This window comes from Serratia sp. 25CWL12 (assembly GCF_055790885.1).
In genome coordinates this window covers 84,970-106,436 of the sequence record NZ_CM147698.1, presented here as the reverse complement: position 1 = coordinate 106,436, position 21,467 = coordinate 84,970, and the positions used below count along the sequence as shown (strand labels likewise).

18 protein-coding genes are annotated in these 21,467 nt (G+C 51.1%); 10 read left to right on the top strand and 8 right to left on the bottom strand.

Features of this window, described 5'->3' with window-relative positions; genetic code table 11:
• Positions 1-6: 6 nt before the first annotated feature.
• From nit1 to csrD, 8 genes are all read right to left on the bottom strand, one after another.
• Entirely contained in the window at positions 7-867 is an 861-nt protein-coding gene (gene nit1, locus ACX9GV_RS00455) for a deaminated glutathione amidase (protein ID WP_473196672.1), read from the bottom strand.
• Positions 864-4,679: an AsmA2 domain-containing protein YhdP gene (yhdP, locus tag ACX9GV_RS00450; RefSeq protein WP_473196671.1), complete on the bottom strand. Its 3,816-nt coding sequence runs from the start codon at positions 4,677-4,679 to the stop codon at positions 864-866. The genes nit1 and yhdP overlap by 4 nt, the downstream gene beginning before the upstream one ends.
• A gap of 100 nt (positions 4,680-4,779) precedes the next feature.
• On the bottom strand, positions 4,780-6,249 hold the full coding sequence (gene rng, locus ACX9GV_RS00445; RefSeq protein WP_023490117.1) for a ribonuclease G: 1,470 nt from the start codon (positions 6,247-6,249) through the stop codon (positions 4,780-4,782).
• A 99-nt stretch (positions 6,250-6,348) separates the two neighbouring features.
• On the bottom strand, positions 6,349-6,933 hold the full coding sequence (locus ACX9GV_RS00440) for a Maf family protein (protein WP_473196670.1): 585 nt from the start codon (positions 6,931-6,933) through the stop codon (positions 6,349-6,351).
• A 10-nt stretch (positions 6,934-6,943) separates the two neighbouring features.
• Positions 6,944-7,432 (bottom strand): rod shape-determining protein MreD, encoded by a 489-nt coding sequence (gene mreD / locus ACX9GV_RS00435; RefSeq protein WP_023490119.1) that lies wholly within the window; start codon positions 7,430-7,432, stop codon positions 6,944-6,946.
• Positions 7,429-8,439 carry a rod shape-determining protein MreC gene (mreC, locus tag ACX9GV_RS00430; RefSeq protein ID WP_023490120.1) on the bottom strand — a complete coding sequence of 337 codons (1,011 nt, stop codon included), beginning with the start codon at positions 8,437-8,439 and terminating at the stop codon, positions 7,429-7,431. The genes mreD and mreC overlap by 4 nt, the downstream gene beginning before the upstream one ends.
• Before the next feature lie 90 nt (positions 8,440-8,529).
• Positions 8,530-9,573, bottom strand: coding sequence for a rod shape-determining protein MreB (gene mreB / locus ACX9GV_RS00425; RefSeq protein ID WP_023490121.1), 1,044 nt, complete (start codon positions 9,571-9,573; stop codon positions 8,530-8,532).
• A gap of 327 nt (positions 9,574-9,900) precedes the next feature.
• Positions 9,901-11,871, bottom strand: a complete 1,971-nt coding sequence (csrD, locus tag ACX9GV_RS00420; protein WP_037384181.1) for an RNase E specificity factor CsrD — start codon at positions 11,869-11,871, stop codon at positions 9,901-9,903.
• A 257-nt stretch (positions 11,872-12,128) separates the two neighbouring features.
• Here csrD and acuI point away from each other — a divergent pair, with 257 nt between their 5' ends.
• The 10 genes from acuI (at position 12,129) to ACX9GV_RS00370 (ending at position 21,358) form a co-directional block, all read left to right on the top strand.
• Positions 12,129-13,106 carry an acrylyl-CoA reductase (NADPH) gene (gene acuI / locus ACX9GV_RS00415; RefSeq protein ID WP_023491466.1) on the top strand — a complete coding sequence of 326 codons (978 nt, stop codon included), beginning with the start codon at positions 12,129-12,131 and terminating at the stop codon, positions 13,104-13,106.
• A 226-nt stretch (positions 13,107-13,332) separates the two neighbouring features.
• Entirely contained in the window at positions 13,333-14,334 is a 1,002-nt protein-coding gene (gene msrP, locus ACX9GV_RS00410; protein WP_473196669.1) for a protein-methionine-sulfoxide reductase catalytic subunit MsrP, read from the top strand.
• Entirely contained in the window at positions 14,335-14,943 is a 609-nt protein-coding gene (msrQ, locus tag ACX9GV_RS00405) for a protein-methionine-sulfoxide reductase heme-binding subunit MsrQ (protein WP_023491471.1), read from the top strand.
• A 277-nt stretch (positions 14,944-15,220) separates the two neighbouring features.
• Positions 15,221-15,673, top strand: coding sequence for a type II 3-dehydroquinate dehydratase (gene aroQ / locus ACX9GV_RS00400; protein WP_473196668.1), 453 nt, complete (start codon positions 15,221-15,223; stop codon positions 15,671-15,673).
• Positions 15,674-15,828: 155 nt separating this feature from the next.
• Positions 15,829-16,287: an acetyl-CoA carboxylase biotin carboxyl carrier protein gene (accB, locus tag ACX9GV_RS00395; protein ID WP_023491473.1), complete on the top strand. Its 459-nt coding sequence runs from the start codon at positions 15,829-15,831 to the stop codon at positions 16,285-16,287.
• An 11-nt stretch (positions 16,288-16,298) separates the two neighbouring features.
• On the top strand, positions 16,299-17,642 hold the full coding sequence (gene accC / locus ACX9GV_RS00390; protein WP_023491475.1) for an acetyl-CoA carboxylase biotin carboxylase subunit: 1,344 nt from the start codon (positions 16,299-16,301) through the stop codon (positions 17,640-17,642).
• A gap of 215 nt (positions 17,643-17,857) precedes the next feature.
• Positions 17,858-18,100 (top strand): YhdT family protein, encoded by a 243-nt coding sequence (locus ACX9GV_RS00385; protein WP_023491476.1) that lies wholly within the window; start codon positions 17,858-17,860, stop codon positions 18,098-18,100.
• On the top strand, positions 18,090-19,535 hold the full coding sequence (gene panF / locus ACX9GV_RS00380) for a sodium/pantothenate symporter (protein ID WP_473196667.1): 1,446 nt from the start codon (positions 18,090-18,092) through the stop codon (positions 19,533-19,535). The genes ACX9GV_RS00385 and panF overlap by 11 nt, the downstream gene beginning before the upstream one ends.
• Before the next feature lie 12 nt (positions 19,536-19,547).
• Positions 19,548-20,429 carry a 50S ribosomal protein L11 methyltransferase gene (gene prmA / locus ACX9GV_RS00375; protein WP_473196666.1) on the top strand — a complete coding sequence of 294 codons (882 nt, stop codon included), beginning with the start codon at positions 19,548-19,550 and terminating at the stop codon, positions 20,427-20,429.
• Between the two features lie 191 nt (positions 20,430-20,620).
• A complete protein-coding gene (locus ACX9GV_RS00370; protein WP_473196665.1) occupies positions 20,621-21,358 on the top strand; it encodes a carbonic anhydrase in 738 nt (245 codons plus the stop codon).
• Positions 21,359-21,467: the final 109 nt, after the last annotated feature.

The window sequence follows — 21,467 nt, the reverse complement described above, 5'->3', positions numbered from 1 at the left end:
GTTTTTTCACTCTTTATTGGCGGAAAGGGATTCAGCCGGTGCAATCAGCGTTGGCTGGAATCTATTGTGTTGCATTACGGGCATCTGGCTGCGTATTGTTTGTAACTTACTGCGATCCACACGCACCTTCAGCGCACAGACCCCATCGGCGTTTTCTGCCAACACATTGCCCCAACCATCGACTGCCATGGTATGTCCCCAGGTACGGCGCGTGGTACCGTGGCGGCCAACCTGAGCTGGTGCCAGGATCACACACTGGTTCTCGATAGCACGAGCACGCAGTAAGATCTCCCAATGCGCCTCACCAGTCACACGGGTAAATGCCGCAGGCACCGAGATTAACTCAGCCCCTTGTGCCCGCAATGCCTGAAACAGACCGGGGAAACGGAGATCATAGCAGATTGTCATGCCCAAACGGCCCACCGGGGTGTCAACCACCGTCAATTGGTGACCATGCTGATAGGCGTCAGATTCACGGTAATGTGCATGCACATCGTTAATATCCACATCAAACATGTGCATTTTATCGTAACGACCACGGATTTCACCTTGATCATCAAACAGTAAGCTACTGGAGGTAATACGCTGTGGGTCTTCGCGGCTAATTAGCGGCATCGACCCTACCAACAACCACACCCGATAACGGCGGGCCATTTCACGCACGGCCTGCTGCAATGGTCCATCCCCTTGCTGTTCTGCATGCTCACGATAAGCAGCGGTGTTGGCAAACAGTAAGGCATTCTCTGGTGTCATAACCAGTTTAACCCCAGTACCGAGTTGCTTAATCTGCTGCTCTATCTGGGCCAGGTTATCTCGTACCTGTTCACCACTACACAGTTGTAGCAACGCAACATTGGTATTTTTCATTGTGCCTTCTCCTCCCTTGGCTTCCGTAACACCTCATTAATATTGGGTTGATCGAGGCTACCGGTAATGTCATAACGAATAAACGAAATCTTGCTCCACAAGGGGCCCAACACTTTCGAAGCAGCAAATACCGCGACCCCAACAATCGGGTTAATCACAAAGGCCGTCGCCACGCCCACTGTCGCAGAAATTTCTGGGGCAATCACTGCTTGCATGGCAATCTGCCGATTGACCAGATCAATATGCCCACTCATGCCAATATCAGCGGACAGGCCATCAATCAACAAGTTATCCGTATGCATTATGCCATTTTTCACACTGGCCGTGCCGCGTATTGAGTCAAAGTAAAACCCGCTACCAAAGATATCGCTAAAATCGAACTGCAATTTGCGTAACAAAGCATCAAAGCTGACCAGACGCAATAACTGCCCAGCCCGCCCCGTCTCAATAACATCACTCTGGCCTTTACCCAAGTCAATGTCCAGCATGCCGTTTAATGTATTGAACTGCGGCTTCCAGGGTTGCCCACGCCAATTCAGATCAAAATCAATATTGTAAGGCGCATTCTTCAATGGAATGGTTATGCCAAAGAAACCGACGGTCTGATCAATTTTACTGCCCTGTAGTTTACCTTTCAGCGCAGTTCGCTCCTCCTGGCTACTCTGTTTCCACAAACCTGTGACGTTCATCCGACCATAGCCGGTATCCACCACGCCATGCTCCAATACTAATTTGTCATCCAGATGCTTAATATCAGCTTCTACCATCCCCAGGTTCTGCCCCATAAACCAGCAGGATTTACAGCGCAATATCAAAGAGGGCAACCCGCGGAACGAGATCTTCTCAGAGGTGGCAAATAGGTTACTCGGGCCAGTACCGTTGTTATCATTGGAAAACTGCGGGTTATAATAAAGATAAGCGAAATCCGCACGCCATGGGCCATTGTCCGGTATCGACAAGCGGCCATCCAGCTCTTTGCCTTTAGCAACTACCATCACACCCGCCAGTTGCTGTTCCACCGCGAGGTGGATATCACGCCACAGTTGTCCACCCAACTGTAATTGGCTGGTATTGAGTATCAGCATGGCCGGGAAATTAAAACTCCCCATGTTGTCTGAGCCACTGCGCTGTTTTTTTGCCGGAGCCATTAACGCTAACCATGGTTCACCATCCACTGTCGGCAAATTAAGGACTAACGATTTATCCTTGGGTAAGGCGGGCGTCACCGTCGTATTGTCGTCCCACACTGCGCGCGTCAAGTTCACCTGTTGTTTTGACAGTAACCACTCACTATTAAAATGATTCTGCTTACCAACATTCCCTTTGAGCATAAACCCGTTCAGGCCACCATTAACATTAACACTAACCGGTAATGCTTCGCCGGCTGCTTTACTCAGTGGAGCAGGTAAGTGACTACTTACTTTTTTCAGGTCGGCATTAACATCAATATTATAACTGGGCTGACCTGTTTGGTGAGGCAGATTAATCGCTACCTTCCCTTGCCAACCGGCATTGCCGGCGAGCGATTTAGCCAGCTCAGGGGATAGCCCCTCAAGCTTGGCCAGTTGCCAGTTACCTTTCATAGCAACGTTAACTTTATAGTTGTGAGCCCCGTCCTCAGTAGTAAAGTTGACCGCCAGCGGTTGCCCGAACCAATTAGCAGCCAGGGTATCACTCTCCAGGTTACCGTTATTGAAACGGAATTTACCACTGACTTGTTCTAACTGACTGCCTAGGGGGTTAATCAATAACGCGTTGTTATTGAGCGTCACTTCACCTTTAGCAATCACCTGCTCACCATTAAGTGGAATATCAAGATGTAAGCGCCCACTGACATTCCCCCCTACCTGCAATTCATCCAGAGCAGCTCCAACTGAATCATCCAATGGCGTCTGTAGGAAATAGTCATGGATAGCCTGCCCTGTACCCGCGACTTCGGCATCAATAACTAGCCGTTGCATCAGGTAATCAGAGATCACCGCAGAGATATTGCTACCCACGACATTACCCAACAGCGTCTTCGGAGCCTGCATCCACAAACCCTGGTTGGAGAAATCAAGATCAATAGCCAGATCATGCAACGCTGGCCAACCCGGCTGAAACTGGAAAGTGGCATGGCGCAACGGGACAGATACCTGGAAATGGCCCTCGTTTTGCCTATAGGGAAAGTTTTGTGGATTACCGGCATAGATCAGTGAAGCATTGTCTACCTGCCCCCCTTGAATAGCTGCGCTCAGGTAGTCCACCAGATGTTTACCCATCAAGGGTTCGGGGAAATAGCGCCAGGCATCAGCGCCATCATACAGACGGATCCCCGCGAGAATCGCCAGCCAGGGTTCCCCGTTCACCGGTTGCTGGTAACTGAAATCACCATTAGCCCACAGCGATTTGGCTTGCACATCCAACCCCTGCCCCGCCAGTTCCCAGCCCTGGTCACTGTGCTGCCAAGTTAATGAGCCCCGCGCACGGCTTATCAACAATGGCGCACGAAACATATCGCCATAGGGTAGTGTGCTATTGTTTAACGCTAAGGTCAGGCGGGCATGTTCCGTGCTCCCCTGTAATTCACCAGAAAAGTGGTCTCCCCCCGGTAAACCTTGCCAAGGCTGCCAATTCAGATCCTGCCACCAGGCCTGAAAACGGATTTTTTCTGGCTGCTGCAGCGGAATATCCAGTGCCAACGCCGGTAACTTGCCTTGTGGTTGCAGGTGTTGCCAGTATGACATCAACGTTGGGCTGAGGAATGAGAAAGCCGGAAGCAACCCTTCAAGGCGTTCCAACTGAATATTGCTGGCTCGGATACGCAGCTCTTCCTGCTGATTTGATCCGATGGGTTGGCGACGTTCTGGCAGCCATAGGGCGGTAAAAGCCCCCGGAGGCCAAGCCTGGCCATCAGTTTTCAGCTTCAGTTCCGGCACATGCAACTGCCAGCCACTGTCTTGGTTACTGAGCATCAACGCCAGATTATCCACCGCTAAATGGTGGCGATCACTGCCTGCCAACCAACTGGCGGTCCCCTGCTTGAGTAAAGCATCACCACTGCGAATTTGACCCGACTTGAGATGTAACCAAGCGGCAAGGCTGAAGTTGGCACTTTCCAGACCGGTGTTCGTTTTCAACCAGCGACTAAACCAGGGTTTCATGTCAATATCATCGGCCTGCAGATAAATAGTGCCGGTATTGAGTAAGCCTTCCTCATCACGCAGGTCCAGGCGCAGCTGTAGCTCACCATGCTGACCATTGAGCGTCGACAGGCTAAGCTGCCCCTCTGCGCGGTGGCGGTTATGATTATTTAGCCAAGTGAGTTGCGGGATATGGAATTGAACTGGCGAGCCGGAGGGTGCCAGAAACGAGATCCGGCTGTCACGCAGAACAAAATGGTCCAACTGATAGAGAAACAGATCGGTGACTCTGCCCGGCTGGAGCCCATTGCTGTTCTCATCACTAGTGGTGAGCTGGGTGTTCAGATCGAGTTGTAGCTGATAGAAAGTCAGATCGCGGAAACGCCAACGCCAGTGCAACAAAGACTGCCACACATCCAACGCCAACGTCACCCGGGCTATCTGCAGGGAACTTTGCGGTAGCGTCAGGTGGATATTGCGGACTTCCAGTGTCGGCCCAAAAGTTTCCCAACTGCCTTGAACAAAGTCTGCTTCAACCGGCACCCCAGAGATGGCCTGCACTTTTTCCAGCAATTGCGGGCGATAGCGGTCCAGCTCAGGCAGCACCAAACGCAACCCGCTGATCAGCAATGCCACCACAACAATTAAAATGGTGCCTGTGGCTAACAGGATCCCGGGCAGTCGCCTCACGCACTTCTCCTTGTTTCCGTTGACTGGCAACGTGAATTCTCTGCACCAGCGAGTCAGTCTACTGCCCCTACCAGGTAGGTGTTTCAGCACAACCAACCCGCTACATCATCACAACATCAAACTGTTCCTGGCTGTACAACGGTTCGATCTGCACCTTAACCTGTTTACCCACAAAGATTTCGACCTCCGCCAGAGCATGGGACTCTTCACCTTTTAATGCATCACCCACGGCGGCTGACGCATAGACCAGGAAACGATCAGAATCGTAAGCATGGTGAACGCGCACAATTTCACGCATGATCTCATAACAGACGGTTTCTACCGTTTTCACCGTTCCTCGGCCATGACAGGTCGGGCAATCGTTGCACAGCACATGTTCGATGCTTTCACGCGTCCGTTTACGCGTCATCTCTACTAATCCTAGCTGAGAGAAACCGTTGATCGTGGTTTTTACCCGATCTTTACTCAATGCCTGTTCTAGAGAATGCAATACCCGGCGACGATGCTCTTCATTACTCATATCAATAAAGTCGATAATGATAATGCCGCCCAGATTACGTAACCGTAACTGCCTGGCAATCGCCTGAGTGGCTTCAATATTGGTATTAAAGATGGTTTCATCAAGATTACGGTGACCAACAAAAGCCCCCGTATTGATATCCACGGTGGTCATCGCTTCCGTTTGATCAATAATCAAATAACCACCGGACTTCAACTCAACCTTACGTTCCAGCGCCCGTTGAATTTCGTTTTCCACATCGTACAAATCGAAAATCGGTTGGCTACCGGCATATAGTTCAAGTTTGTGGCTAATATCCGGAATATACTCGCTGGTGAACTCCACCAGTTGATCATGGGTCAGCCGTGAATCGATACGGATCCGATCCAGCGCCGCTCCGGCAAAATCACGCAGAATGCGGTGTGCCAGCGCTAACTCACCATACAGTTTGCACTTGGTCTGGTTACGCTTTTTGCGCTCCATCACCTTGGTCCACAGACGCTTGAGAAAAGCCGCATCCTGTGCCAACTCCTCTTCACCCACGCCTTCAGCCGCAGTGCGGATGATAAAACCACCTAAATCGTCGCAATATCCCGCTACCGCCGCCTTGAGTCGTTCACGTTCGGCCTCACTTTCAATCCGCTGAGAAACGCCCACATGGGCGGCTCCGGGCATAAAAACCAGATAACGTGAAGGCAAGGTAATATCCGTTGTCAGCCGAGCCCCTTTAGTACCCAGCGGATCTTTCACCACCTGAACCATCAGATCCTGCCCTTGGCGAACCAATTCGGCAATATCACGTACATTGAAATTCTTTTGTTCATCACCCGCGACACACTCGGTGTGCGGCATGATATCGGAAGCATGCAAGAATGCTGCCTTATCCAGGCCAATATCGACAAAAGCCGCCTGCATACCGGGCAATACCCGGCTGACGCGCCCTTTGTAGATATTACCCACGATACCGCGCTTAGCTTCGCGCTCAATATGGATCTCTTGCAGAATACCGCCATCAATATAGGCAACCCGCGTTTCAGCCGGTGTGATATTAACCAGTAACTCAGCTGTCATGTTCTCTCCTCGGAGCCTGGGTATGGGTTGCCATTAACCTTTGATTCTTCACCATCGCCAACTTTATGCAGTGTGAACAACTATGGGGATGCAATACCATCAACCGGCCCTTGCTTTTTGTAATGCAATAAAATGATTGAACAGTTCCTGTGTCTCCACCAAGGGTAAGCCCACCACTGCGTGATAACTCCCGGTTATCGTTCTGACGAAACAGCCGCCCTTGCCCTGGATCCCATAGGCACCCGCTTTATCCATCGGCTCACCGGTGGCGATATAGTCGCGAATATCTTGCGGCAACAAAGTACGAAATGTCACCTCAGTCACCACCCGTTGGCACAGCACGTCCCGCTGGTCAGCAATCGCCACTGCCGTCATCACCTGATGTTGCCTACCTGATAATGCCGCCAGCATTTGCGCCGCATGTTGCTCATCCTGAGGTTTTTCCAGTATCTCGCCATCCAGCACCACAATGGTATCCGCCCCCAACACAGGCCGATCTGGTGGTGCCAGAAGCACACCGGCACGGGCCTTATCTTGCGCCAGACGGCAAACATAATTTTCCGCTGTTTCACTCTCCTGACGTTGCTCTTGCGTATGCGTCAAAATAACGTCAAACGAAATGCCAAGCAGAGTCAGTAACTCACGCCGACGCGGTGAAGCGGAAGCAAGATAAAGCGACGACATCAATATCACCTCATTGTACGGCAAACTGACGGCGAATCTTGCGCATCAGCAAGAATAGCCATGGCCACAGCACACCATTGACGACACTGCTCCAGAATATCTCCGGGCGGAAAGAAACGTTGATCACCATAAACTCAGCCCAGAAGACAATCACATCCATGGCCAATGATAACAGCACCACCACCAGCGCTTGTTGCCACAGGGCCATATTGCGGAACAATTGACATTTGAATGCTACCAGGTAGGCAATGACCCCGAGCGCCAACGCACGCACTCCGAGCGTTGACCCCAGGATCAGGTCCATGATAAACCCGAGAATAAACCCCGTCCCCACATTAACCCGATGTGGTAAAGCCATCACCCAATAAGTCAGGATCAGCAATAACCAAGAGGGGCGGAACATATAAATCTGCTCCGGCCATGGCATGATTTGCAGCACTAATGCGATTAAAAACGACAGCCAGATTATCCAGCGCCCATGGCTGCGATAACTGTTCATCTAGGCGCTCCAGCGCCCGTGGGCGTGCTGGAAGGAACACTTTGGGGCTGCGTGGTTTCGGCCGCTGGCGGCGGTGCTGGCGGCCCCATGGCATCCGCTGGGGGTAATACATGCGGCATCATTTGCATTAAACGGTCATTGGCAACACGATGTACTTCGTCGGGCGCTAATGGCATCACACCATTACGATCTGCCCCCCACAGCAACAATAAATAACGCAAACGTTGTAAGCCTGCCGTAGGTCGTGCCTGAATCACGGTATAAGCACGTTCATTATCCACCTTCACCGAAGAAACCACCGCGACCGGATACCCCTCGGGGAAACGACCACCTAAACCGGAAGTCACCAAAACATCGCCAACACGGATATCGGTATTACTCGGTAAATGTTCCAGTTGCAAGTCATCCGTACAACCGCTACCCGCAGCAATAACGCGGATATCGTTACGCAACACCTGGATAGGTAGAGCATGGGAAGCATCACAAATCAGCAGGACACGACTGGTCATTTTCGCCACGGCCACCACCTGCCCAACCACGCCTTTATCGCTGATAACCGGCTGACCGACATACACCCCGTTGTCGGAACCTTTGTCGATCACCACTTGGTCGGTATAAGGATCAGTGTCAGTAGATATCACCTGCGCGACCATTTTTTGTTCATCCTGACGTAAAGGAGAACCTAATAGTTCACGCAAACGAGCATTTTCCTGTGTGAATTGACCAAGAAGAAGGGTATCGCTGTTTTTCAGTAACAGTTCCTGCCGTAGAGCACGATTTTCCAGTTCCAACTGTTGGCGAGTAGCCAACGTTTCAGACATGCTGTCCAAAAGCTTACGCGGCCCATTGGCCAAAAAATAAAAAGGGCTGACAGCGGTATCCATGTAATTACGTATTTTACCGAAGGTACCGAGTCGGCGGTCAGCAACGATCAGGACCAGAGCCACGATCACTGCCAGAAAAAGGCGTAACTGCAGGGAAGGTCCCCTGCTAAAAATTGGCTTCATAAATTATGCGCGTTCCTCGACAACAGATAGAGGAGAGCACCAGATGCCGTTAACGCCATCTGTTACACTCCCTCCACTCTGGGCTGCAAGCTATTCTTCGCTGAACAAATCGCCGCCATGCATGTCGATCATTTCCAACGCCTTGCCACCACCGCGAGCCACGCAAGTCAATGGATCTTCTGCCACCACAACCGGAATGCCGGTCTCTTCCATCAGCAAACGATCCAGATTACGCAACAATGCACCACCACCGGTCAGCACCATACCACGCTCAGAAATGTCAGACGCCAATTCTGGCGGACACTGCTCCAGCGCAACCATGACCGCACTGACGATCCCCGTCAGCGGCTCTTGCAGTGCTTCAAGAATTTCATTGGAATTCATCGTAAAGCCACGCGGCACACCTTCTGCCAAGTTACGGCCACGCACCTCAATCTCACGCACTTCATCATCAGGGTAAGCCGAACCGATGCTGTGCTTGATGCGTTCTGCCGTTGCTTCACCGATCAATGAGCCGTAGTTGCGGCGCACATAATTAATGATGGCCTCATCAAAACGGTCACCGCCGATACGCACGGAAGAGGAATACACCACGCCATTGAGCGAGATCACCGCCACTTCGGTAGTACCACCACCAATATCCACCACCATGGAGCCAGTCGCTTCAGAGACAGGCAAGCCAGCACCGATAGCAGCAGCCATGGGTTCTTCAATCAGGAATACTTCCCGTGCACCGGCGCCTTGAGCAGACTCACGGATTGCCCGACGTTCAACCTGAGTGGCACCAACCGGTACACAAACCAGCACACGTGGGCTTGGGCGCATAAAACTGTTGCTATGAACCTGTTTAATAAAATGCTGCAACATTTTTTCCGTCACGAAGAAGTCGGCAATAACACCGTCTTTCATCGGGCGGATAGCCGCGATATTACCAGGGGTACGCCCCAGCATCTGCTTGGCTTCATGACCTACGGCTGCAACGCTCTTGGGTGAACCTGCACGATCCTGGCGTATCGCCACGACAGACGGTTCATTCAATACAATGCCTTGTCCTTTAACATAAATCAGGGTATTGGCGGTACCCAAGTCGATGGACAAGTCATTAGAAAACATGCCACGAAATTTCTTAAACATAACGAAAGGATAATCCTGCAATCTGAGGGCGGAAAATAAGATCCGCCTACTTTACCAACCACTCGAAGCAGCGACAAGGCGCAAAAATGTTCTACTTCGGTGAAAAATAGTCTGCATTACTGACCTATGACTGCATGTACGAAAAGCAAACGAGTACTGAAACCCAACAACACAGGCCCAGCTCCCCACCCGATAAACGTACCCAACGGGGTAACACAGCGCATAAAATCTCACATTTCTCCTGATAACCAACGGTAAAAAAAGCAACCACTGACACTCACGGGAAAAGAGTCTCTATTCTACGTTAATTTTTACCCGATCATCAGGTTAAACACGATAATGACGTGAATATTTTTTACAACTCACGTCGATAGGTTCCGCCAGAGCAAAAAAATCACCCTGTCCACCGTGAACTCCACAGGCTTTCAACGTCTGCCACTCATTGCGCGAACGAACCCCCACAGCAAAAACCTTAGTCTGAGTACCTTCACAAGCCCCAGCCAAACTCTGCACAAAGAGTTGGTTCTCATCACGCCGATCAATACTCCTCACCAACCCCGGGTGAAGTTTAACAATCTCCACCGGTAACGACTTGATATAAGAGATACTGACCAGCGTTAATCCAGCCTGAGAAATAATCAAGCGACAACCCAAGCCCGTAATCAATCGTAACACCTGACGCAAACGGTCGATATGTTGACACACATCTGCCTCAGCAAGTTCAATCAGAATTCGCCTACGGTAACTTTTTTCACACTGTAACAGCATATCGCGCAAACAACGTTGAAAACTACGCTGCAATAATGAGCTAACACACAGGGGAAATGCCAGATCCTCTTCCGGCCATAACGCCAATAACGGAATGATGCGACTAACATGCTGGCGGTCATAACTCTCTGCCAAGCCAAACTGCTCGATCAGCGGTAGATACTCCGCAGGCAGTAACTCCTGTGTACCATCATAGATACGGCTCATCACCTTACGGTGATGCACATCTCCCTGGATGGTGATCGCCGGTTGCAAATAAAGACGCGGCCCACCACGGGCCAGTACCTGTTCGAGCAAAGTGCGCCATTTAACATTACCACGCCCTTTCTCAGGCACATCACTATCATAAACATACCAACCATTCTCTCCTTGCAGTACGGCATTTCGGCTGGCCTGTTCTGCCTGATCGATAATCTGCTCTGTGGTTTGCCCACTACGGTAAGCGACAATACCAATATGTAAGAAGGCTTCACGATCAACGATCTGCATCGTTGGTGGTAAACTATCGATAGCATTAATCAATTGGGCAGCGATCACATCCGCCTCTTTTAGCGTGCGATGCGGCAATAAAACAGCAAAGTCACTGTGAAAATAGCGGGCCAGCAGTGCAGCAGGGTAGCGCATGATAAAAGTAGAAAGCAGGTTCACCAACAAGTACATCAACTCCTGTACTGCGGCGCTGCCATGAGCTTCACGCAAGGTATCGAAATCAGGCAAGCGCACTATCATCACAATCCCGTGAGCCCCTTCCTCCTCCAACAGCGTCGTGAGCTGATTATCAAAAAACAAACGGTTATTCAGACCCGTCTTGGCATCTTGTGCGGCAAACGCGCGGATCAGGGTATCAACCCGGCTGCGTTCCTCGCGTGCTTCCGCCAAATCCGCTAGTAGGCGGTCTAGTGCACCACTCACACTGGCGGGCCATTCACGCACATCGCCCTTCAATACATCTTCCCGCTCACCGTTAAGAATGCGTCGCGCTCGATGCTCAAGACGCTCTTCACCCTCCGCCTGTTCACGTAACCAGCGCAAACTGAGCATCAGGATCATCAGCATGACAATAATAGACAGGGTTACCGCACCGGTGGATTGCAATGAGAATACGTTCACCGCGAATGGATCACGATAGGTGATCTTCAACTGGGTACCAGGATGATGCATCAACTCCAACGAAATTTGCCGATAGCCCATCAGTGTTCCCCATGGCGTTGTTGGCATAGGTACGTTGTAAGATAAAAGGGGGTGATTTTCGCTATCCGCTTCGATTGTTGCTAGGGGATGTTTTTCGCTATCCACTTCGATTGTTGCTATCCCTAGCGGCTTCATCACTTGCGGTACCCAGATGTTCAAGTCTGATATCTGGCCGAGCAACATAGCCTGATCAAAAGACGTTGCCAAGGCTTCAAAGCGACGTTCCATACGTTCTTGCGTGATAGAGAAGAAACTGTATGAACACCCAATCAACACTAAAAACATCGCCAATACCACCAGCAGAGTAATTAATGCAGAGAGTTTGGTGGTGAATCTCATCCTTGTACCTTGCCCGTGATGATTAAATAAAGAGTCAGCTTTTCTCGCCACCCTTCAAGATGAAGAGTTGCTGACTACCTGCGCCAATCGAACAAATAAAATTGTGCAAACTATTTTTTTTGCTCACCCGTGATTACCTACCGACCCTTTCAATCAACCTGAATGTAAAAAGCCGGATCTTGCTCAAAGGCATTGCTGCCCCTTATCACCTGCAGTAACTTTAAGTATAGAGAATAAAAAACAAGGGGAATAATGACATGCGTGCATTGTTATTGGAACAACGAGACAATCAAGTCCTGGCGCAAGTGACAGAGATAGACAGCGCTCAATTACCAGAGGGTGAGGTGCTGGTCGATATCAACTGGTCAAGCCTTAACTATAAAGATGCGCTGGCCATTACCGGCAAAGGAAAGGTCATTCGTCATTTTCCCATGGTGCCGGGTATCGACTTTGCCGGAAAGGTTCACAGCAGTACAGACCCACGTTTTAAACCGGGTCAGCAGGTTATCCTCACTGGCTGGGGTGTCGGTGAAAATCACTGGGGGGGCTTGGCAGAACAGGCCCGTGTCTGCGCCGAATGGCTATCACTACTGCCATCAGGGCTGAGTGAACGCCAGGCGATGATCCTCGGCACTGCGGGTCTGACCGCCATGTTATGCGTGATGGCGCTGGAAGAGGGGGGAGTTACCCCCAACAATGGTGATGTTCTGGTCACCGGAGCCAGTGGTGGCGTAGGGAGTACCGCTGTCGCCCTGCTTGCTGCACTGGGCTATAACGTCACCGCGATCAGTGGCCGCAGTAGCAATACCGACTATTTACACTCACTGGGAGCCAAAACCGTTTTGCCACGCAGCGACTATCTTGAATTACCACGTCCATTGGAGAAACAGCTCTGGGCGGGAGCCATTGATACGGTTGGCGACAAATTACTGGCTCGCGTATTGGCACAGATGAATTATAACGGCACCGTTGCTGCCTGTGGGCTAGCGGGGGGCTACCAACTGCCCACCACCGTGATGCCCTTTATTCTGCGCAATGTTCGTCTGCAAGGGGTGGATTCGGTACAAACCCCGTTACATCGCCGCCAAATGGCCTGGGAACGCCTGGCCACCCTCCTGCCGGAGAGTTTCTACCAACAGGCAACTCAGGAAATTCAACTGGAAGATGTCCCTGCTACCGCGGCCGCCCTGATCAATAACCAGGTGACAGGCCGTACCTTGGTAAAGGTCCGCTGACAGCTGCGAGTCGCTCTACACCCCCTTGTCATACAAGCTGCTGCAAAGTTTACTGCAGCTTGCATAACAAGGGGTATAAGCACCAAGTTCTTAGGCAAACAGCCAATCTTCACATAATGTTTATATAATCATTATGCTTCTGACACGCCTGCTTTCCCCACTTGATTTTATACTTAGCCATACATTGCGGGACAAGACAGGTGGGAAACCAAAAATGAAACCAAACATGAAACAACCACAAAAACTGACCGAAGCCGACGTCACCCCAGAGAGTGTATTTTACCAACGGCGAAAAATACTCCAGGCGTTAGGGCTCAGCGCCGCCTCACTGGCGTTACCCACCCCGAGTCGGGCCGACTTATTATCTTGGTTCAAAGGCAACGATCGACCTAAAGCGCCACCGGGAAAACCCCTGACGTTCAGCACCCCTGAAGTCTGGCAAGCCAAACTGGCCCTGACACCGGAAGACAAAGTGTCTGGTTACAATAACTTCTATGAATTCGGTCTGGATAAAGCCGATCCCGCGGCCAATGCCGGCTCGCTGAAAACTGACAACTGGCAGGTGAAGATCGATGGCGAAGTGGGTAAACCCATCACGCTAGATATTGATGACCTGATCAAGCGTTTTCCCTTGGAACAGCGTATTTACCGTATGCGCTGCGTCGAAGCCTGGTCGATGGTAATACCTTGGATCGGTTTTGAACTGGGTAAGCTACTCAAGCTGGCCGAACCCAATAGTCACGCCCGCTATGTCGCCTTTCAGACCCTGTATGACCCAGAGCAGATGCCCGGTCAGAAAGATCGCTTTATCGGTGGTGGCCTGCAGTATCCCTATGTTGAAGGTTTACGGCTTGATGAAGCGATGCATCCTCTTACCCTGTTAGCCGTCGGCGTTTATGGCAAGATACTGCCACCACAAAATGGGGCCCCGCTGCGCCTGGTTACGCCCTGGAAGTATGGCTTTAAAGGCATCAAGTCCATTGTGCAAATCAGCCTGACACGTGAACAGCCGCCCACCACTTGGAATCTGTCTGCCCCCGATGAATATGGCTTTTACGCCAATGTGAATCCCCATGTCGACCACCCGCGCTGGTCACAAGCAACCGAACGTTTTATTGGTGCTGGAGGCGTTCTGGATGTACAGCGCCAACCCACGTTACTGTTTAATGGCTATGCAGACCAGGTAGCTTCGCTCTATCGCGGTCTCGATTTACGGGAGAATTTCTAAATGCGTTTAACCGCCAAACAGATTACCGGACTCAAGGTGCTGATCACGTTGGCGGCCTTACTGCCATTCCTTTGGCTGGTCCTGGCAGTCATGCACGGTGGGTTAAGCGCTGATCCAGCCAAAGACATTCAGCACTTTACTGGCAGGATGGCGTTAAAATTGCTGCTGGCCACACTACTGGTGACCCCACTCGCCCGCTACACCCGGCAACCGTTGTTAATGCGTACCCGCCGGCTGCTGGGTTTGTGGTGTTTTGCCTGGGCAACCCTGCATCTGGTGAGCTATTCGACACTGGAGTTGGGGCTAAGTAATATCAACCTGTTAGGGCATGAGTTAGTCACCCGCCCCTATCTGACCCTGGGGATGATCTGCTGGCTAATCCTGCTCGCGCTGGCCGCCACCTCAACATTATGGGCACAACGCCAATTAGCGGGAAAATGGCAAAAACTGCACAACCTGGTTTATCTGGTGGCGATTCTCGCTCCCATTCATTACTTATGGTCGGTGAAAACCGTCTCACCACCACCGGTGATCTATGCCACATTGGCACTACTGTTATTGGCGTTGCGCTATAAGAAATTTCGTTTATGGTGGCGCCCTAAGTCATAGAGAACGACAAGATTATTTGCCCCAATCCCCCGCTAAAATACGGAACTTTTCTGTGTTCTACCCCTCATAATCCAGTAGCAGTATGCATTGTTTGCTGATTTAGGGTTGAATATCTTCGCTGATAAGACCACTATTTAGCTGCGAATTGCTACGATATCATTATAATGCCTGACCTTGTCCCTACCGTTGGCATAAAAACCCCCGGTAACAGGTGACAAATGGGTGACATCAGGTTATTTTTTACGATGATGGTTTTATTGCCGGAGATACCAGCACAATGGCGGATAAGTTTCACATTTTGCTTCTAAACGGCCCCAATCTGAATCTGCTGGGGACGCGTGAGCCGGAAAAGTACGGCAGCACGACACTGACAGAGATCGTTAATGGATTGGAAAACCAGGCACTCGCTTTAGATATCACCTTGAGTCATCTGCAATCCAATGCCGAGTTTGCATTAATTGATCGCATTCATCAGGCACAGGGTAATACTGATTTTATTTTGATTAACCCAGCGGCGTTCACGCATACCAGCGTGGCGTTGCGTGATGCACTGTTGGCGGTACAGATCCCGTTTATCGAGATCCATCTGTCCAATGTGCATGCCCGCGAGCCATTCCGTCATCACTCTTACCTGTCCGATATCGCGGTAGGGGTGATTTGCGGTCTCGGTGCCGAGGGCTATACGTTTGCGTTACAGGCAGCGGTTAACCGTTTGTTAAAAACCCATTAATTGTTATACCCAAGTCGATTCAAAGGGTAGGTAGGCAGCAACAGAGCCCATTTTCTGTAACCGGGTCAATCCGGTAAGGGAGGGGCGTGAAGGACGTTGCCAGCTACCGCTTGAAGAACCACGGGTAGACACCAAAAGAGTACGGAATCACACTCATGGATATTCGTAAAATCAAGAAACTGATCGAGCTGGTTGAAGAATCAGGCATTTCTGAACTGGAAATTTCTGAAGGCGAAGAGTCAGTTCGCATTAGCCGTGCTGCACCTGTGCAGGCTTTCCCGACAATGCAACAGTACGCCATGCCAGCCCCTCAACCTGCCCCGGCCACCATCAGTGCACCTGCTGCCGCAGAAACGCCTGCAGCACCAGCAGCCATGAGTGGTCATATCGTTCGTTCCCCAATGGTCGGCACGTTCTACCGTACGCCTAGCCCTGATGCCAAAGCGTTTGTAGAAGTCGGTCAGACTGTCAACGCCGGGGATACACTGTGCATCGTTGAAGCAATGAAAATGATGAACCAGATCGAAGCGGATAAATCCGGTGTGGTCAAAGCTATCCTGGTAGAAAACGGCCAGCCGGTTGAATATGACGAGCCATTGGTCGTCATCGAATAACGAGGCGCACCATGCTTGATAAAATTGTTATCGCCAACCGTGGCGAGATTGCGCTTCGTATTCTGCGTGCTTGTAAAGAGCTTGGTATCAAAACTGTTGCCATTCACTCAAGTGCAGATCGCGATCTAAAACATGTCCTGCTGGCGGATGAAACCGTCTGTATTGGCCCGGCTCCATCGGTCAAAAGCTATCTGAATATTCCAGCAATCATCTCGGCTGCTGAAATTACCGGTGCGGTGGCTATCCACCCAGGCTATGGTTTTCTGTCTGAAAATGCCGACTTCGCTGAACAAGTTGAGCGCTCGGGCTTTATTTTCATCGGCCCTCGCGCTGAAACCATCCGTTTGATGGGGGATAAAGTTTCCGCCATCAATGCGATGAAAAAATCAGGTGTTCCATGCGTACCCGGCTCTGATGGCCCACTGACTGAGGACATGGATAAAAACCGCGCCTTCGCCAAGCGCATTGGTTACCCGGTGATCATCAAAGCTTCTGGTGGTGGTGGTGGCCGTGGTATGCGCGTTGTGCGCAGTGAAAAAGATCTCGAGCAGTCCATTTCCATGACGAAAGCGGAGGCCAAAGCGGCTTTCAATAACGACATGGTTTATATGGAAAAATACCTGGAAAACCCACGCCATATCGAAATTCAGATATTGGCTGACGGCCAGGGCAATGCTATCTATCTGGCTGAACGTGACTGCTCTATGCAACGCCGCCACCAGAAAGTGGTCGAAGAAGCACCAGCTCCCGGGATCACCCCGGAACTGCGCCGTTATATCGGTGAGCGCTGTGCAAAAGCCTGTATGGAGATCGGTTACCGTGGTGCAGGTACCTTTGAGTTCCTGTATGAAAACGGCGAGTTCTATTTTATTGAAATGAACACCCGTATTCAGGTGGAACACCCGGTGACTGAGATGATCACTGGCGTTGACCTGATCAAAGAGCAACTGCGTATCGCTGCCGGTCAGCCGCTTTCGATCAAGCAGAAAGAAGTGAAGGTTCATGGCCATGCGATAGAGTGTCGTATCAATGCCGAAGACCCGAATACCTTCCTGCCAAGCCCAGGTAAAATTACCCGTTTCCACGCCCCTGGTGGTTTTGGCGTTCGTTGGGAATCTCATATTTACGCCGGTTATACTGTACCGCCGTACTATGACTCAATGATCGGCAAACTGATCACCTACGGTGAGAGCCGAGATGTCGCTATTGCCCGGATGAAAAACGCCCTGGCTGAGTTGATCATTGATGGCATCAAGACCAATGTGGAACTGCAGCAAAAGATCATGAGTGACGAAAACTTCCAGCATGGTGGCACCAACATCCACTATCTGGAGAAGAAGCTCGGACTGCAATAAATCGGCTAATCCGTTAGTCAGTCATTAAAAACACCGTCTCAAATTTGAGGCGGTGTTTTTTTATTTATCGCTATACCCCCGGTTTTCCCTTCAATCAGCCCACCATTAACCGGTTTTTTTATCGCTCTTGATAAGATTACAGCTTGGCAAAAGCGCCCCTTGTCGTAAAATCCCCTCCTTTGCCAACCCATAACCGTAAACCCTTGGAGGCACGGATGGAACCCCGCTTTGTTCAAGCTCACCGTGAAGCACGCTGGGCCCTGGGCTTGACACTACTTTATCTGCTGGCCTGGTCGCTGGCGGCTTACCTGCCAGACAACGCCATTGGCATCACCGGTCTACCGCACTGGTTCGAGATGGCTTGTCTGTTATTGCCACTGCTGTTTATCGGCCTGTGTTGGCTGATGGTACGTGGCATCTTCCGCGATATCTCGCTGGAGGATAATCGTGCAGATTGAAGTCATTGTGCCGCTAATCGCCTATCTGTTACTGGTATTTGGCTTATCGTTTTATGCCTATCATCGCCGCCAGAAAGGTAACTTCCTCAGTGAGTATTTTCTCGGCAGCCGCTCGATGGGGGGCTTTGTTCTGGCAATGACATTGACCGCCACCTATATCAGCGCCAGTTCGTTTATCGGTGGACCCGGTGCTGCCTATAAATACGGTCTGGGCTGGGTGTTGCTGGCGATGATCCAACTCCCTGCGGTGTGGCTTTCACTCGGCGTACTCGGTAAAAAGTTTGCTATTCTGGCAAGGCGTTACCAGGCCATCACACTGAACGATATGCTGTTTGCCCGCTATCAAAGTCGTCTGTTGGTATGGCTGGCCAGCCTAAGCCTGCTGGTCGCTTTCTTGGGGGCCATGACCGTACAGTTTATTGGTGGTGCGCGCCTGTTGGAAACTGCGGCGGGTATTCCTTACGATACCGGCTTGTTGATTTTTGGCGTCAGTATTGCGCTGTACACCTCGCTGGGCGGTTTCCGTGCCAGTGTGCTCAACGACGCCATGCAAGGGCTGGTGATGCTGTTAGGCACCATCTTGCTACTGGTTGCCGTGATCCATGCCGCTGGGGGTTTGCACAGTGCGGTAGATAAACTGCAACAGATCGATCCGGCGTTGGTCACCCCACAAGGGGCTGAGCAGATCCTCAGTCTGCCGTTTATGGCTTCATTCTGGATCCTGGTGTGCTTCGGGGTTATTGGCTTACCACACACCGCCGTGCGTTGCATTTCTTATCGCGACAGTAAAGCCGTGCACCGTGGCATGATCCTCGGCACTATCGTGGTGGCGGTGCTGATGTTGGGTATGCATCTGGCGGGAGCGCTAGGGCGTGCCGTCCTTCCCGATCTGACCATCCCTGACCAGGTGATCCCCAAACTGATGATCACGGTGCTCCCTCCTTACGCCGCTGGCATCTTCCTGGCGGCACCGATGGCCGCCATCATGTCGACCATCAATGCGCAGTTATTGCAATCATCCGCCACGATTATCAAAGATCTCTATCTAGGGATCCGCCCACAGCAGATGCAAAATGAGACCAGGATCAAGCGCTTCTCCAGTGTTACCACCTTAGTCCTGGGATTACTGGTGCTGCTGGCGGCCTGGCGACCGCCTGAAATGATCATCTGGCTCAACCTGTTGGCCTTTGGTGGGCTAGAAGCGGTATTCCTGTGGCCACTGGTATTGGGATTGTACTGGGAGCGGGCTAATGCACAGGGAGCACTTAGCTCAATGGTCGTTGGTGCGTTATGCTATACGCTATTAGCCAGCTTCAAGCTGCAACTGGCCGGACTACACCCTATTGTGCCTTCGCTGCTGCTGAGTCTGTTGGCGTTTTATCTCGGTAACGCCTACGGCGAAAAGCGCCAGATGGCGTCATCCTTACCCTCTTAAAGAGAGATTGTTATGCCTTGGATCCAACTAAAACTGAACACCAGCGGCAGCCAGGCAGAAGACCTGAGCGATGCGCTGGTTGAAAGCGGTGCCGTATCGGTAACCTTTCAGGACACCCACGATAACCCGGTATTTGAGCCTTTACCCGGTGAAACCCTGCTGTGGGGAGATACAGATATCATCGGTCTGTTTGATGCAGCAACCGATATGAGTGAAGTGGTGGCGATGCTCGAACAGCACCCGTTGTTGGGTAGCGGTTTCCTGCACAAAATCGAGCAATTGGAAGATAAAGATTGGGAGCGCGAATGGATGGATAACTTCCACCCGATGCGCTTCGGTGAACGCTTGTGGATTTGCCCCAGTTGGCGCGAAGTCCCTGACCCTAATGCGGTGAATGTGATGCTCGACCCTGGGTTGGCATTCGGTACCGGTACCCACCCCACGACGGCGCTGTGCCTACAGTGGTTAGATGGCCTGGACCTGAACGGGAAAACCGTTATCGACTTCGGTTGCGGTTCTGGCATCCTGGCAATTGCGGCACTAAAACTGGGTGCCGCGCGCGCCATTGGCATTGATATCGACCCCCAAGCGATTCAAGCCAGTCGCGATAATGCCCAGCGTAATGGCGTCTCTGAACGTTTGGAGCTCTATTTACCCCAACAGCAACCCAGCAATCTACAGGCTGATGTCGTCGTCGCCAACATTCTAGCAGGCCCACTGCGCGAATTGGCCCCCATTATTAGCGAACTGGTGAAACCGAATGGCCACCTTGGGCTCTCTGGTGTGCTGGCGACTCAAGCGGACAGTGTGGCACAAGCCTACCAACAGCAATTCAAGCTTGATCCGGTCAGCGAGCGTGAAGAGTGGTGCCGGATTACCGGCCAACGCAAATAGTTACACTTATTTCCATCAGAATAAACCATCGTAATTTCAATAAATTATGATGGTTTTCTCCTATTTTAGGACAAACAGCCAATTTATTATTAAGCACGCTAAGCGTATTCTTCCTCACGACATAATGATAGCGGCCCCAGCGAGGCTATCTGACCAGAGTAATCGACATTTTCGTTAGAAAGGATAACGCAATGAAAGGAAAAGTATTGTTAGCGGCCCTATTGGCGGCCAGTTTCTCAATTTGTGCCGCAGAGCAGCATGCACATTGGAGTTATGAAGGGCAGGAAGACCCCGCTCATTGGGGTAAACTCTCGCCAGATTTTTCACTGTGTGAAACTGGTAAGAATCAATCTCCGGTCAATATTCAAGGCGCATTGAAAACTCATCACGGTAAGCTTGAACTGGCTTTTCGGCCAGGTAAACAGCAAATCGTCAATAATGGCCATACCATTCAGATCAATGTCAGTGAAGGGAACACGTTACGTTTAGATAACGACACCTTCACGCTGCAGCAATTCCATTTCCACGCACCAAGCGAAAATGAAATCGATGGCAAGCAGTTCCCGCTGGAAGGTCACTTTGTTTACAAAAATAAAGCAGGCGCTCTGGCTGTATTGGCACTGATGTTCCAAGAAGGAAAAGCCAATCCGCAGTTGGCGCAAGCCTGGCAACAAATGCCAACGGCGGTTGACCAACCTGCTGTGTTAAACAAACCAGTCGATCTCAAGGCCCTATTGCCTAAAACCTTTAAATTCTATCGCTTCAGTGGTTCGCTGACCACGCCACCTTGTTCTGAAGGTGTTAGTTGGTTGGTGCTGGAACAGCCTGTAAGCGCTTCTGCCGAGCAAATCAGTCAGTTCCGTGGCGTTATCCACCATGCCAATAATCGCCCGGTACAACCACTGAATGGCCGTGTTATTGTCGATTGATAGTGGACTGAGATTAGCCCTGCCTTTGCTCAGGCAGGGCCCAAGGATGGGCCACATGTACTCACGCTGCTAACATCCCTGCAACTTGTATAAACTTGGGGCCGCGTTA

Excerpts from the sequence above, each read along its gene's own strand:
- ACX9GV_RS00370 (WP_473196665.1), top strand. The coding sequence starts at position 20,621 with ATGAAAGGAAAAGTATTGTTAGCGGCCCTATTGGCGGCCAGTTTCTCA.
- aroQ (WP_473196668.1), top strand. The coding sequence starts at position 15,221 with ATGGCGGATAAGTTTCACATTTTGCTTCTAAACGGCCCCAATCTGAAT.
- acuI (WP_023491466.1), top strand. The coding sequence starts at position 12,129 with ATGCGTGCATTGTTATTGGAACAACGAGACAATCAAGTCCTGGCGCAA.
- prmA (WP_473196666.1), top strand. The coding sequence starts at position 19,548 with ATGCCTTGGATCCAACTAAAACTGAACACCAGCGGCAGCCAGGCAGAA.
- mreC (WP_023490120.1), bottom strand. The coding sequence starts at position 8,439 with ATGAAGCCAATTTTTAGCAGGGGACCTTCCCTGCAGTTACGCCTTTTT.
- msrQ (WP_023491471.1), top strand. The coding sequence starts at position 14,335 with ATGCGTTTAACCGCCAAACAGATTACCGGACTCAAGGTGCTGATCACG.
- rng (WP_023490117.1), bottom strand. The coding sequence starts at position 6,249 with ATGACAGCTGAGTTACTGGTTAATATCACACCGGCTGAAACGCGGGTT.
- csrD (WP_037384181.1), bottom strand. The coding sequence starts at position 11,871 with ATGAGATTCACCACCAAACTCTCTGCATTAATTACTCTGCTGGTGGTA.
- msrP (WP_473196669.1), top strand. The coding sequence starts at position 13,333 with ATGAAACAACCACAAAAACTGACCGAAGCCGACGTCACCCCAGAGAGT.
- accC (WP_023491475.1), top strand. The coding sequence starts at position 16,299 with ATGCTTGATAAAATTGTTATCGCCAACCGTGGCGAGATTGCGCTTCGT.
- accB (WP_023491473.1), top strand. The coding sequence starts at position 15,829 with ATGGATATTCGTAAAATCAAGAAACTGATCGAGCTGGTTGAAGAATCA.
- nit1 (WP_473196672.1), bottom strand. The coding sequence starts at position 867 with ATGAAAAATACCAATGTTGCGTTGCTACAACTGTGTAGTGGTGAACAG.
- ACX9GV_RS00440 (WP_473196670.1), bottom strand. The coding sequence starts at position 6,933 with ATGTCGTCGCTTTATCTTGCTTCCGCTTCACCGCGTCGGCGTGAGTTA.
- mreB (WP_023490121.1), bottom strand. The coding sequence starts at position 9,573 with ATGTTTAAGAAATTTCGTGGCATGTTTTCTAATGACTTGTCCATCGAC.
- mreD (WP_023490119.1), bottom strand. The coding sequence starts at position 7,432 with ATGAACAGTTATCGCAGCCATGGGCGCTGGATAATCTGGCTGTCGTTT.
- ACX9GV_RS00385 (WP_023491476.1), top strand. The coding sequence starts at position 17,858 with ATGGAACCCCGCTTTGTTCAAGCTCACCGTGAAGCACGCTGGGCCCTG.